Origin of the sequence: Acinetobacter populi (assembly GCF_002174125.1) — a bacterium.
Lineage (GTDB): Bacteria > Pseudomonadota > Gammaproteobacteria > Pseudomonadales > Moraxellaceae > Acinetobacter > Acinetobacter populi.
Genome location: NZ_NEXX01000003.1, coordinates 308,315 through 322,720 on the forward strand (window position 1 = coordinate 308,315; position 14,406 = coordinate 322,720).

Below are 14,406 nucleotides of genomic sequence, written 5' to 3' on the forward strand. Positions count from 1 at the left end.
CTATATTTATTGCACAAAATATTTCGGTTGTGCACCATTTAATTTTAAAACCAGATTTTCATAGGCCAGTTTATTCATGGCATAACGCGTCGCCTGAGTTGCAGAACCAATATGTGGGGTTACTACAATATTATCCAGCTCAAACAGTGGTGATTCAGTTAATGGTTCTTTCTCAAATACATCCAACCCTGCTGCAAAAATTTGTTTCTGCTTTAATGCCTGATATAACGCATGTTCATCAATCACTGCACCACGAGAAATATTGACCAAAACTGCATGAGATTGCATCAGCGCAAACTCTTGAGTCGAAATCAGATGTCGGGTTTGTGCATTTAAATCGACCGCAACGACCACAAAGTCGGATTGGGTAAGTAATTCCTGCAAACTTAAAAACTGTGCTTTAAATGCATCGGCAACTTCGATTTTTTCACGGCGTCCATGATAGACAATATTCATATTAAAGCCATAATAAGCACGGCGGGCAATGGCAGCACCAATATGACCAAGTCCAATAATGCCGAGTGTTTTATTATGAATATCCATACCAAACTGTGCCGGTGCAACAGTACGTTGCCATTGTCCCTGTCTGGTCCATTGATCCAGTTCGGCAATGCGGCGAGCTGCACTCATCAATAAGCCAAAAGCAGTATCCGCTGTGGTTTCGGTAAGCACATGTGGCGTATGTGCCAATGTAATGCCTCGTTCTTTTAGATAGGCTAGATCATAATTATCATAACCGACACTGACGCTGGAAATAATCTCTAAATGCTGGGCCGTTTCAAGCTGGGCTTGTCCCAATACTCGTCCGGCACCAATCATGCCATGTACGTCCACAACTGCATTACGAATTTGTTGGTTTACATCACCCAGTTGATCACTTAATTTGGGATCGATTTTCACCACATCAAATTGTTGTTTGAGTTTTTCTTCAAACTCCGGAAAAATCTGGCTAAAAATAACAACTTTCTTTTTCATGGCAGTACTCGGTATGTATGCGAAATAAACTATTCAACAGCATAAATCAGCGGATAAAGTTTCTGCCATAATGCCCGTTTTTGCTCTGGTGAATCAATTAATTGTTGTAATGAAGCACATTGATTATTTTTTAATGAATCCTGTTGCAATAAATCATCATCGAATTGACTCAATATCAAATCACCAAGACAAATCAAAGTCTTTCTAGCATGAATTGCAAAAAAGCCCTGTAAATAACTTTTCACCATCAAATCATTACTCTCCCAACTTTGGATATGTAATGGCCATTTCAACAGATGATGCTCGGCAAAACAGGCTTTTTGTATATTCAAAAACAACTTACGCTGTAGTTCGCTTGTGATCTCGGCAAAAATTAAAAAATTCTCGTGCACCAAGACATCAAACTGAAATTCAATTGTTTGGGAAACTGTTGTATTTTCAATAATTTCAAGATCATTTTTTAATGACGGTGAAATATCGACATTGGATGCTTTGACTTGAATTTGTGATGTCGTATGATCTGATAACTGTACCGTATTGTCATGTCCTACAACTTTTTGCAGATTGATTGTAGAAGCTTCAATCTTATTTTCACGACTATTATTCGTAGGAAGAATGGTCTGCTGTGTTGGCATTGCCCTGTCTAAGGACGGATCAATCTCAATTGATTGATCACGCCATAGCACATCCACACTTTTTTTCGCCGTAATCTGCTGTCTGGGAATCCAGTGTCGGATTCCCATTTGTTGTAAAAGCAACTGCTGGCGATTCAACATTAAATTGCTGTTGCCTCATCTTTTTGTGGATTGGTTTTTGCTTCGGTGCCTAACCAGTTTAATGCACTTAAATAAGCTTTAGCACTGGCAATGACGATATCGGTATCTGCACCCTGACCAGTCACAATACGTCCATCTTTATTCAAACGAACCAGCACCTCACCCTGACTATCTGTGCCACTGGTAATGGCATTAACCTGATATAGCTCCAGTGTTGCCTTGGATTTTGCAATCACTTCAATGGCTTTAAACACTGCGTCGACGGGACCAGAACCATTTTCTGCTGCCGCAGCTTCTTTACCATCAACACTCAATAACAAATGAGCACGAGGGGTTTGACCTGTTTTTGAGGTCACTTCCAGTTCTTTTAACTGATATTTTGCAGTTAAAGTATCTTGACCTGAAGCCAATGCATGTAAATCTTCATCAAAAATTTCTGCTTTACGATCGGCCAAATCTTTAAAGCGGCGGAACAATTCATTCAAATGCTCATCGGATTCAATTGCAATGCCAATCTCATCCAGGCGAGCACGAAATGCCGCACGACCAGACAATTTACCCAAGGTCAGTTTATTAGTTTTCCAACCCACATCTTCGGCACGCATAATTTCGTAGGTTTCGCGATGCTTTAATACGCCATCTTGGTGAATGCCGGACTCATGCGCAAAGGCATTTGCCCCGACAATGGCCTTGTTTGGTTGTACCACATAGCCGGTAATGGTTGATACCAACCGCGAAGTTGGCACGATTTCTTCACTACGGATATTGGTAGTGACATCAAATAAATCCTTGCGCACTCGAGTTGCCATCACAATTTCTTCCAGTGATGCATTACCGGCGCGTTCTCCCAGACCATTGATGGTACATTCAACCTGACGGGCACCATTTTGTACCGCAGCCAAAGAGTTTGCCACCGCCATACCCAAATCATTATGGCAATGCGTAGACCAGATAACTTTATCCGAATTGGGTACACGTTCAAGTAAATCCTTAAAACGGGCGCCCCACACTTCTGGAATCATATAACCAACGGTATCTGGGACATTAATGGTTTTAACACCTGCCTGAATCACTGCATCAAAAATTCTGACCAGAAAATCCATATCGGAACGTGCCGCATCTTCTGCGGAAAATTCGACATCATCGGTATATTGGCGTGCCCAGCCGATGGCTTTGACTGCCTGCTCCACCACCTGATCTTCACTCATACGCAATTTATGCTGCATATGAATCGGGCTGGTGGCAATAAATGTATGCACTCGACCACGATTGGCATGACGAATCGCTTCACCGGCACGGGCAATATCTTTTTCATTGGCACGAGCCAGTGAACAAATGGTCGAATCTTTAATGATATTGGCAATACTGGAAATTGCATCAAAATCGCCAGGACTTGCGGCAGCAAAACCAGCTTCAATCACATCCACACCAAGTCGTTCCAGTTGACGCGCAACACGAATTTTTTCTTCTTTGGTCATCGCTGCGCCAGGGCTTTGTTCGCCATCACGTAAAGTCGTATCAAAAATAATTAACTGGTTGCTACTCATCGCTGCCGATCCTTAAGATATCTTTTTAATTACTTACCTTTTTATTTTAACCCGAGTTGTACTGTTTTACCTTATCTATTTGATTGCTTCGTTCATTCTTTAGTAGAAAAACAGATTTATTTCTCGCATTTCCTTTTCGATTGGATGTAAACTTTATCCTGATATTTGTAAAATATCATTTAAATAATTTCTACAATTGAATGACGCACATGTTTTTTCAACAACTGCCTAACTGGATACAGCTTGGCGCTTTTTTATTGGCAATGAATGCTGGCATGATCAATGTCATGGGACTGATCACGGTATTACATCAATCCATTTCACATATGACAGGCAATGTCAGTATGTTTGCCATTGCCCTATCTCATCTTGATTATGGCATGATGCTCTATCTTTTCCTGGTCACACTATGTTTCATGCTGGGATCGTTCTATAGCGGTTTTATTCTCGGTAATAGTAATCTGGAACTTGGTCGCAGTTATGGCGTTCCCCTGACCTTTGTCAGTTTATTTATTTTACTGTGCTGGGTCTTTTTGCCCTATTTCCCCCGTTACGCATTGCTTTGGGGTTCGGCGGCCATGGGAATGCAAAATGCTATGGTCAGTCATTATCGGGGTGCGATTATTCGAACCACGCACTTGTCTGGTGTCATTACCGATATCGGACTCGCACTCGGCTATATCGCCCGAGGGCTAAAAGTTGAACCGCGTCGTTTGTTATTACATTTCCTTATTTTGTTTGGTTTTTTCTTTGGCGGTATCATTGCGACCGTTTTTTATCATTTTTTTGGTATTAATGCATTTTTAATCCCTGCGATACTCACTGCGCTCTTGAGTATTACGTATTGGTATCTATACTTAAAGCGTTCTTAGTTCTTAATTTCGGTATAGGGAGAAAATTGATGGTTAAAAATGCATTACAGGCGCAATTGCTCAAAGCAGGCTTGATTGATAACAAACAGGCAAAGAAATCATCAAAACAGGCACAGCATGCCAAAAAAACCGGACAGGATACACAGGCTGCACTCAAAGCCGAAATTGAAAAGGCCAAGCAGGAAAAACTTGCCAAAGACAATGAACTCAATCAGGCCAAACAACAACTTTTAGAAGAAAAAACCTTAAAAGCCAATATCATCCAGATGATTAAGCAACATCAAATTACTGCAACTGATGGAGACATGACCTATCAGTTTATTGATGAAAATAAAATCAAAAAACTATATGTGAATCAGCAAGTTTATAATGCTGTGGTTTCGGGAAGTCTGGCAATTGCCAAATTAGAGCAAAACTATGCTTTTATTCCCCAAGCATTGGCAGAAAAAATTGATGCCCGTATGCAAGGATATATTATCGGCATACAAAAACAGGCAGAAGATCAATCGACAGATGAAGAAGATCCTTATGCAGCCTATGTCATCCCAGATGATTTAATGTGGTAAAAATATAAATCATTCAATCAAGCTATAGAGCGTTTAACGCGATGCTATACCGATTATAAACGTATTAACCATCACATTGATCCATCAGGATTGATGTGATTTTTTTATACATCATTCAGTGAGAAAGCATCTTTTCTGCTACGTTCTTTATTGGTTAAATTGATTAAAAAAAATCTATTTAGCAATGTGACTTATATGCCAAAACACATTTATAAAATCAATTATATTGTATTGATTTATATATAATTTTAATAACCCCATAAAATAATGAATATGCTAAAATCTGCCCACTTTATTCTTTCCCAAATTGTTGTTTTTTGCCATGTCCCCGAGTACCCAAGCGCAGCCTGCGGTCACTGGTCACTGGATCAGTGTGATTGCACTGGCGTTAGCCGCCTTTATCTTTAATACCACAGAATTTGTTCCTGTCGCTCTGCTCAGTGATATTGCAGAGAGTTTTTCAATGAAAGTCGAGCATACAGGGATTATGCTGACGATCTATGCCTGGGTTGTTTCGCTTACATCTCTTCCACTAATGTTACTTACCCGCCAACTGGAACGTAAGCGTTTATTAATTGCAGTATTCGTATTATTCATTTTAAGTCATGTGATTACCAGCATCGCCTGGAATTTCTATGTGCTGATTCTGGGACGTATCGGCATTGCATTTTCACATGCAATTTTCTGGTCAATTACTGCCTCTCTTGCTGTTCGGGTGGCACCACCGGGCAAAGAAACTCAGGCTTTAGGCTTATTATCGACAGGTACCGTGCTGGCGTTGGTTTTGGGTATTCCTTTTGGCCGTATTATTGGTGAAATTTTTGGTTGGCGTGATACTTTTATGTTGATTGGTGTTCTCGCAGCATTGGTTGCTTTTATCCTGATGAAAACATTGCCACAAGTACCCAGCAAAAATGCAGGTTCATTGGCAAGCCTACCAATATTGTTAAAACGACCTTCACTGATCTGCGTATTTATTATTACTGTGCTAATCATTACAGCACAATTTACTGCCTATAGTTATATCGAGCCGTTTGCTGCTGCAATTTCGCATCTGGACTCCGAGCAAACCACCTCTATTCTGCTGTTTTACGGTGGTGCCGGCATTCTGGGTTCATATCTATTTAGCCGCTTTAGCCAAAAAATACCGCATTCATTTCCAGTATTATCGACCATGTGCATTGCATTATGCCTAATCTTTCTTTTACCTATGGCTTTAAGTTATTTGGGGATCAGTGTGGTATCGATGTTCTGGGGTATTGGTATTATGTGCTTTGGCTTAAGTATGCAGGCACTGGTGTTAAGACTTGCATCCGATGCCACCGATGTTGCCATGGCAATCTATTCTTCACTGTATAATGTGGGTATTGGTGGCGGAGCGTTGATTGGCGGTATCGTCACCAGTCATTTGGGATTAAGTCATATTGGACTGGCGGGTGGTAGTATCGCCTTTGTCGGTGTGCTGTTAATGTTATATACCGTGATGCGAAAAGATTTTATTACACAGCCACTTGGCAAATAATATTCTAAAAAAAGCTGTTGATGATTTAATGATCTCAATCTGATCTAAACCATCAACAGCCTTAATTCAAATAACAAGAAAGCTATTTTTCTTTAAAATTCCTGATATACCGCCGGATCCTGATTGTTAATTCTTCCATCTGCACGGCTTAGCTGGTTAATCTGCTGTACTTGTTGCTCACTCAGTTCAAAACCAAAGACTTCTTTATTGGCTAACTGATTTTTATCACTGGAGGCTTTGGGAATTGGAATCACGCCCAGTTGAATTTGCCAGCGCAGAATCACCTGTGCCACACTTTTTCCAGTTTCTTTGGCAATTGCTTCAAGCACAGGCTCGTTAAACAGCTCTTTACCACGACCTAATGGACTCCATGCCATGGTGATAATTTTCTGTTCAGCATCATATTGTCGTTGTTGTTGCTGATTAAAATAAGGATGCAATTCGACCTGATTAATTACTGGTAAAATACCGGTTTCTTTCTTCAGCGTCTCAATATGTTCGGGTAAAAAATTACTCACGCCTATGGATTGAATATAACCTTTTTTCTGGCAATCAATCAGTGCCTGCCATGCTTCGACATACAAACCTTCTTTTGGATTTGGCCAGTGAATTAAATACAGATCGTAATAATCCAGTTGTGCCCGATATAATGATTCTTCCACAGTGGCGATGGCTTCTTTATAACGATGGTGTCGTCCCGGAAGTTTTGAGCTGATGAATAACTCTTCTCTTGCCAGCTTGGATTGTCGTACAGCTTGCCCCACAGCCCCTTCATTTTCATAATTAAATGCCGAATCCAGCAAACGATAACCATTGCCGATGGCACGTACTATGGTTTCTACACCTTCGCTACCATTTAAGCTATAGGTACCAAAGCCCAAAGCAGGAATTGACCGACCATCATTTAAGGTTAATTTTGGAATGTTCATATTGTTTATTCCTATTTTCTCTATATACGCTTGTTTATGTGACTTGTTTAGGATAACCAATGTATTCGACGAGTAGATTGTAAAAATTATATGTTTTGTTATAAAACGTAATGCCACAATCTGCTGATTATGGCATTACATATTGATAAAACTTAGAAATTATCCGGATGTTCGAGACGTTTAACCTCTTGTTCGACTTCTTGTACGGTTTTGTCATCACGCACCTCATCACTGCTCTTTTTCTTCTTAATCAAAGCAGTTGGATCATAAATGCTGATGATTTCATTACCACGTTCATCCTCATCCACCACATATTGAAAACCTTTTACATTCATGCGATGGCACATACGTTGATACCAGCCAGCAAAACCTTGTCGTGGTTCATTCGGATTATAATAAAAGGCATTCATAACCTGTGGTAAGCCTAGACCACAAACCAAACCGGACAACAATACACAAATAAAGGTATAACCAATTAAAATATCACTATAGGCAGCAAGTGCCGGAATATTGGCAACTGCAAGCACCAATGCCAGTGAAATGCCGCCACGGACCCCACCCCAAGACAAAATAGTCAAACTACCGTTGTAACTTTTTTTGTTGACAGAAGGGAAAAATGAAAAGGCCAGAAAGTTTGCAGCAAAGCGCGACACATGCAGAATAATAAAGGCGATAATCCCACCAAATATCAATTCCTTGCTTAAATCAATAATGAATAATTCCAGACCGATCAAGGTAAACAAGAAGGCATTAATAATTCCTTCCATAGTATGCCAAAAGTGATTGACCTCTTTAATTTCTTTTTCTGCCAGCACTTCCTGCCATTTATTTCCAACCACCAATCCACCGATCACACAGGCAATTGGTGCTGAAGCATTGGCAAATAATGCAATCAAATAAGCACCAGAGGCCAAGACTGCTGTGGTCATAATCAAGGATTCAAGTTCATGTTTTTGCTTTAAAATCCATAAAGCAGCATAACCCGTTGCAAATCCGATCACCACAGCAATGGAAATTTCCATCAGCAAATGCACAAGAACATGGCTGATTGTAATATGATCACCTTGTACAATATTTAAAATGGTCATAAACAAGGCAATACACATGGCATCATTAAACAGCGATTCGCCTTCAAGTTTAACAATCAAATGATGTGGCGCACGAATAGAGCTAAGTACACCTTTAATACCAATCGGATCGGTTGCTCCAAGTGCTGCACCTAGCAGCAACAGAATCAAGATATTGACCTGATGACCTACGAGCCATTGAAAACCATACAATATACCGGCAAAAAATACTGCACATAGCACCAGTGCAATTGAAGCCAGAATACCAATCGGTTTCCAGTATTTTCTTAAATCAGATACCTTAAATTTTAAGGCAGATGCCATCAAAATAAAGCAGATCACCCCATTGATCAAAAAATCGTAGAAATTAAAGCTGCGGACCGTCGCTTCAATCTTTTCAATATTGATGGCAATAATATCGCTGCTATTAAATAAGCTTGCCGCCCACTGCAATATAAATACAAATAATGCTGAAACTATTGGTACACCAATGGCCGCGGGAAAGCCTAAAACCTTCTTATTAAATAAAGTCGTAGAAATCGACAAAAGAAAAATAACAGTAAGTGCCTGTAAAAAAAGATAGCTACCCATTATCAGCTCTTAAAAATTTGATAAACATTTATATAACACCCTAAATACACTGGATTTGTAGTATTGAAGGTGGAGGAGGACTCACTTGACCATGCTTTATTCTAAAACAAAATACCTAAAAATCCTTTGATAAATTGAATAAATATACAATTTTTTTAAAGTTGGACCCGTAATCACCAAATGAACAGGCTTGATAAAACTCAATAAAATATAAGGGATGTCATACAAATCTGGTGGGAATTGTTTTATCATGCGTATTATTTTCTGATAAGTTCGATAGCCTTGGATATTCTTACCCTCCTGCAACCTGATGATTGGCATGCCCATCTTAGAGATGGCGATTCTTTAAAACGCACCGTTCCCGACCTGGCAAAACAGTTCCATCGTGCGATCTGTATGCCGAATCTGGTGCCACCGGTAAAAACTGTTGAAGAAGCAGTCGCCTATCGTGAACGCATTATGCAACATGTGCCAGAGGGTATCGACTTTGATCCTCGTATGGTTTTATATTTCACCGACCACACCCCTAGCGATGAAATCAAAAAAATTAAAGATTCTTCTGTGGTCAATGCCATTAAACTTTATCCTGCTGGTGCAACCACCAATTCGGATAATGGTGTAAGTGATATTCGCAAAGTCTACCATGTGATTGAACAACTTGAAGAACATCAGGTTCCGCTGCTCTTGCATGGGGAAGTTACGCATTCCCATGTTGATATTTTTGATCGGGAAAAACGTTTTCTTGATGAAGTATTGACACCACTATTACGTCAATTTCCCCAGCTTAAACTCGTGCTTGAGCATATTACGACTGCCGATGCTGCGCATTTTGTACTGGAACAGGGACGTCAGGTGGCTGCAACCATTACACCGCAACATTTATTATTTAACCGTAATGACATGCTGGTCGGTGGCATCAAACCCCATTTTTACTGCCTACCTATTTTAAAACGACAATCTCACCAAACCACATTGCTTGAAGTTGCCACCAGTGGAAATCCTAAATTCTTCTTGGGAACCGATTCTGCGCCGCATGCACAAAGCAAGAAAGAAAATGCCTGTGGTTGTGCTGGCTGCTATAGCGCACCTTATGCCATTGAGCTATATGCACAGGCGTTTGACCAAATGGGTAAACTGGATAAACTTGAAGGATTTGCCAGCCACTTTGGTGCGGATTTTTATGGTTTAGAACGTAATAGCAAAACCATTACTTTAGTACGCAAAGAGCAAACCATTGCAGAACGATTAACATATTTCCCAAATGATGACATCATTCCATTATTTGCTGGTCAAACCATCAACTGGAGTCTGCAATGACTGAACAACTCACGCAGGCACCTCTGATTGGTCAGCGTTTTCGTGGTTTTTTACCTGTCGTTGTAGATGTCGAAACCGCAGGATTTAATGCCAAAACTGATGCACTGCTGGAAATTGCCTGTATCCCGATTGTCTATGACGAAAACCAAAAATTCGTTCCGGGTCCTGCTTTTCATGCTCATATCAATCCATTTGAAGGCGCAAATCTTGATCGTCGTTCGCTCGACTTTACCGGAATTGACCCTTTTAATCCCCTGCGTATGGCGATGGCAGAAAATGAAAAAGATGCATTAAAACGTATTTTTAAATCATTAAATGAAGTTCGTAAAGCACAGCAATGCACGCATTGCGTTCTAGTTGGCCACAATGCGCATTTCGATCTGGGTTTTCTACAGGCTGCCATTGCAAGAACCGGTACCAAAAATCAGAATCCATTTCATAGCTTTTCGGTATTTGATACAGTGACCTTAAGTGCAGTCACTTTTGGACAGACCGTATTGGCAAAAGCATGTATTCAGGCAGGTATCGATTTTGACGGTAAAGAAGCACATTCTGCACTATATGATACGCAAAAAACTGCCGAACTGTTTTGCCACATTCTGAATCACTGTACGCAGTATTTTCCAAGCGAACCCTAAATCACCACTAAAAACAATGCAAAAATAAACCCCGATGCAGATAAAACACATCGGGGTTTATTTTTTAAACACCAAACTAGATTGCCTAATTTGGTGCAATAAGATTTAATAATTAACGATTGTTTTCGTCATCATTACCATCTTCAAATTTTTGATCATCAAAACCAGCGCCTTGACCACCAAAACCACCTTGGTTACCAAAACCACCCTGACCGCCAAAGCCACCTTGACCGCCAAAACCGCCCGGTTGACCACCGAAACCACCTTGACCACCAAAGCCACCTGGTTGACCACCGAAACCACCCGGTTGTCCGCCACCGAAACCACCTGGTTGACCACCACCGAAACCACCCGGTTGTCCGCCGAATCCGCCTTGGCTTACAGGCGCACCAGCAGGACGAGGGTTACGTGCTGGAACAACTGTAGAAATCGCATGTTTATAAACCATTTGACTTACAGTGTTTTTTAATAATACAACATACTGATCAAAAGATTCGATATGACCTTGTAATTTGATCCCGTTAACTAGGAAGATAGAGACTGGAATACGTTCTTTTCTTAGTGAATTCAAAAACGGATCTTGTAAAGTTTGACCTTTAGACATTGTTAACTCCAAAAAAATAATATCAGCGCAAAAAAATTCACCTTAGTATTTCAATTAAACTTTATAATAAAAGATGAACCCATAAATTTTGCGTTATATCAATCTGTTTCGCAAGCCCTTAACACCCTGTTCAGGCGTATAAAAAGTATCAAATTGATGCTTTTCTTGCAAAGAACGTAACCAAGTGTATTGACGTTTGGCTAATTGTCGTGTCGCATATAACGATTTTAAACGCATTTCCTGCTCATTTATGTGACGTACATCACCTTTTAGCAAAAAATCCAAAGCCTGACGATAACCAACACTACGCATTGAGGGCATCTCAGGACTTAAATCATATTTTTTAATCAAACTCTCAACTTCATTTAAAAAACCGATTTCCCACATTTTTTCGAGACGTAGTTCAATTCTTTGATGCAATTCCTGCCGATCTGGTAATAAAGCATAATTTTCAAATTTATATTTTTCATTGCGACGTACAGTTTGTTGTGCCTGTAACTGAGTAATCGGTGTCCCTGTGATCATAAAGACTTCTAGTGCACGAATAATCCGTTGTCGATCACTAACTTTAAATTTTTCACCTGCTAGCGGGTCGACGCGTTTCAATTCCTCATAGACAAATTGCCAGCCCTGTTGTGTTGCCATGTCTTCAATACTGGCACGTATGCTGGCATCTGCACTGGGTAAATTATCTGCCAAACCTTCCAGCAAACTTTTAAAATACAGCATGGTCCCGCCGACCAAAAGAGGAATCTTGCCTTTGGCATGAATCTGATCAATCAGTCGTTCGGTATCTTCAACGAATTCTGCCGCAGAATACACCTGCGTCGGATCAATAATATCAATCAAATGATGCGGATATTTCTGCTGTTCCTGCTTGCTCGGTTTTGCTGTACCAATGTCCATATCTTTATAGACCAACGCAGAATCTACCGAAATAATCTCAAAATTGCCAAGATCATATAGCTCACACGCCAATGCAGTTTTACCACTTGCGGTCGGCCCCATAATATTAATCACTGGTAAATCACTTGCCACAACAATTATTCTCCACGCGCAAAAAGTTTATCAAGCTGTGCCAAAGGAAATGCGCGCCAGGTTGGTCGACCATGATTACATTGACTCGCAAATTCGGTTTGCTCCATCTGCCGCAGCAAGGCATTCATTTCCGACAAACTCAATTGCCGATGGGCTCTCACTGCACCATGACATGCCATACCCGCCAAAAGCTGATCTCGTTTACGGGTTAGACCCTGTACATCATCATTAGGATCAAGATCGTTCAATAACTCTGGAATCAATTGCTCCAGATCGGCTTTTTGTAATATGGCCGGAACACCACGAATCAAAACCTGATCATCACCGTATAAATCAACCTCCAGTCCCAGACGGTGCAATTTGTCCTGTAGCTGCTGCAAACGATCTGCTTGTGAAATACTGATTTTTACCACTTTGGGCAAAAGTAATTGCTGTGATTGCCAGAACTCGGGTTTATCCCAAGCCTGTTTCATCTGTTCCAGTACAATCCGTTCATGTGCGGCATGCATATCAACGATAATTAAACCTTCGGTGTTTTGTGCCAGAATGTAAATCCCATGCAACTGGGCAATCGCAATCCCTAATGGATATTCATCTACCGGATTGCTTGCTTGTACTGGCCTATCATGTTCGGACGTGTTTGCTAAAACATCAACTTGTGCACTATCGCTATTCTCAAGACTTGAATCTTGTGGTGTTCTTAAAGGTGCAAGATATTTTTGTACAACATTGGCCACATAATCTGCACCCAGTTTATGATTATTTTGATAACTGACTGAATGCCCTTGAGAAGCGTGTGCTGAATGATCCGAAGACGGTTGTGATGACACTTGATGTAATGCCAAAGCATCCTGATAACGGGGCTGTGGTTCGACATGTTCCGGTAAAGGTTTCATTGCTACTGCAAGGTCTGCACTTGCAGTCTGAAATTGCGATAATGTTTCCTTGGCAAAATGACGTACAAACTCATGCACTTCACGTTGACTTAAAAAACGAATCTCATGCTTGGTCGGATGCACATTGACATCAATTTCATGCGGATCAACTTCCAGAAATAATAAATATGCCGAATGTTGATGACCATGCAAAATACCATCATACGCCATACGCAAGGCATGGCTAATGGTTTTATCTTTGACAATACGCCCATTGACATAAATATATTGCATATCTGCCTGCGCACGGGCATCCGAGGGATGACCAAGCCAGCCCGCCATATGGATTCCGTTTGCTTCTGCGTCAATCCAGTAGGCATTTTCTGCAAACTGACGTCCCAAAAGTTGTAATACCCGTTGATAACGTAATTCGCCACTATCAGCCCGTGGCAGGTTCAGACGAATCTGGTCATTATGTTCAAGGGTAAAATGAATATCAAAATGTGTTAAGGCCATACGACGCACGACTTCTTCGATATGCTGATATTCAGTTGCTTGTCGTTTTAAAAATTTACGTCTGGCAGGCACATTAAAAAATAAATCCTGTACCCGAACGTGTGTACCACGATTCATGGCATTGGCAAGTGCTTGTTCATTTTGTAAGGCTGCACCATGCAATTCGATCTGATAACCAATGCCATCATCTGTTTGGCTACTTGCCAGCGTTAAGCGCGATACCGCAGCAATTGAAGCCAGTGCCTCACCCCGAAATCCCAGACTCTGAATGGCTGCCAGCTCTTCTGAACTGCGCACCTTGCTGGTTGCATGACGCATGACTGCCAGCGGGAGATCTTCCGGGTGAATACCAAAACCATTATCAATGATTTCAATTAATGTGGTTCCACCTTGCTCAACCCGGACCACAAGCTCTGTAGCACCAGCATCTATCGCGTTTTCCAGTAATTCCTTGACCACCGAAGCAGGTCGTTCAATCACTTCACCTGCGGCAATCTGGTTTGCCAGTGCCGGTGCCAAAGTCTGGATCCGTCGACTGACACGATCTGCCATGGAAATTTGTGTTGGTTCTAA

At 40.9% G+C, this 14,406-nt stretch carries 13 protein-coding genes; 5 read left to right on the forward strand and 8 right to left on the reverse strand.

All coding sequences use genetic code 11. From position 1 onward, the window contains the following. Positions 1-6: 6 nt before the first annotated feature. The 3 genes from CAP51_RS10570 to CAP51_RS10580 are packed head-to-tail and all read right to left on the reverse strand — an operon-like array spanning position 7 to position 3,298. Positions 7-975: a 2-hydroxyacid dehydrogenase gene (locus CAP51_RS10570; protein ID WP_087620718.1), complete on the reverse strand. Its 969-nt coding sequence runs from the start codon at positions 973-975 to the stop codon at positions 7-9. Positions 976-1,004: 29 nt separating this feature from the next. Continuing rightward, entirely contained in the window at positions 1,005-1,751 is a 747-nt protein-coding gene (locus CAP51_RS10575) for a hypothetical protein (RefSeq protein WP_087620719.1), read from the reverse strand. Beyond that, positions 1,751-3,298, reverse strand: a complete 1,548-nt coding sequence (locus tag CAP51_RS10580) for a 2-isopropylmalate synthase (RefSeq protein ID WP_087620720.1) — start codon at positions 3,296-3,298, stop codon at positions 1,751-1,753. The genes CAP51_RS10575 and CAP51_RS10580 overlap by 1 nt, the downstream gene beginning before the upstream one ends. A 209-nt stretch (positions 3,299-3,507) precedes the next feature. Between CAP51_RS10580 and CAP51_RS10585 the strand changes: the two genes are divergently transcribed. From CAP51_RS10585 to CAP51_RS10595, 3 genes are all read left to right on the forward strand, one after another. Beyond that, the gene (locus tag CAP51_RS10585) at positions 3,508-4,170 is read left to right on the forward strand and encodes a YoaK family protein (RefSeq protein WP_087620721.1); all 663 of its coding nucleotides are present in this window, start codon (positions 3,508-3,510) and stop codon (positions 4,168-4,170) included. A gap of 29 nt (positions 4,171-4,199) precedes the next feature. Continuing rightward, positions 4,200-4,736: a DUF2058 domain-containing protein gene (locus tag CAP51_RS10590; protein WP_087620722.1), complete on the forward strand. Its 537-nt coding sequence runs from the start codon at positions 4,200-4,202 to the stop codon at positions 4,734-4,736. 322 nt (positions 4,737-5,058) lie between these two features. Beyond that, positions 5,059-6,258, forward strand: coding sequence for a sugar transporter (locus tag CAP51_RS10595; protein WP_087620723.1), 1,200 nt, complete (start codon positions 5,059-5,061; stop codon positions 6,256-6,258). Positions 6,259-6,350: 92 nt separating this feature from the next. Here CAP51_RS10595 and CAP51_RS10600 read toward each other — a convergent pair whose 3' ends face one another. Together CAP51_RS10600 and CAP51_RS10605 are read right to left on the reverse strand one after the other, a co-directional pair. Continuing rightward, entirely contained in the window at positions 6,351-7,187 is an 837-nt protein-coding gene (locus tag CAP51_RS10600) for an aldo/keto reductase (protein ID WP_087620724.1), read from the reverse strand. 152 nt (positions 7,188-7,339) lie between these two features. Next, positions 7,340-8,845, reverse strand: a complete 1,506-nt coding sequence (locus tag CAP51_RS10605; RefSeq protein ID WP_087620725.1) for a cation:proton antiporter — start codon at positions 8,843-8,845, stop codon at positions 7,340-7,342. 282 nt (positions 8,846-9,127) lie between these two features. On the opposite strand from CAP51_RS10605, the gene pyrC reads away from it, so the two are divergent. Both pyrC and rnt read left to right on the forward strand, forming a co-directional pair. After that, positions 9,128-10,162: a dihydroorotase gene (gene pyrC / locus CAP51_RS10610; RefSeq protein WP_087620726.1), complete on the forward strand. Its 1,035-nt coding sequence runs from the start codon at positions 9,128-9,130 to the stop codon at positions 10,160-10,162. Continuing rightward, positions 10,159-10,800 (forward strand): ribonuclease T, encoded by a 642-nt coding sequence (gene rnt, locus CAP51_RS10615; protein ID WP_425426795.1) that lies wholly within the window; start codon positions 10,159-10,161, stop codon positions 10,798-10,800. The genes pyrC and rnt overlap by 4 nt, the downstream gene beginning before the upstream one ends. 112 nt (positions 10,801-10,912) lie before the next feature. Here the strand turns inward: rnt and hfq are convergent, their stop codons facing one another. The 3 genes from hfq to mutL form a co-directional block, all read right to left on the reverse strand. Then, positions 10,913-11,404, reverse strand: coding sequence for an RNA chaperone Hfq (hfq, locus tag CAP51_RS10620; RefSeq protein WP_213062687.1), 492 nt, complete (start codon positions 11,402-11,404; stop codon positions 10,913-10,915). A gap of 93 nt (positions 11,405-11,497) precedes the next feature. After that, the gene (miaA, locus tag CAP51_RS10625) at positions 11,498-12,442 is read right to left on the reverse strand and encodes a tRNA (adenosine(37)-N6)-dimethylallyltransferase MiaA (protein WP_087620729.1); all 945 of its coding nucleotides are present in this window, start codon (positions 12,440-12,442) and stop codon (positions 11,498-11,500) included. 5 nt (positions 12,443-12,447) lie between these two features. Then, a complete protein-coding gene (gene mutL, locus CAP51_RS10630; protein WP_087620834.1) occupies positions 12,448-14,385 on the reverse strand; it encodes a DNA mismatch repair endonuclease MutL in 1,938 nt (645 codons plus the stop codon). Positions 14,386-14,406: the final 21 nt, after the last annotated feature.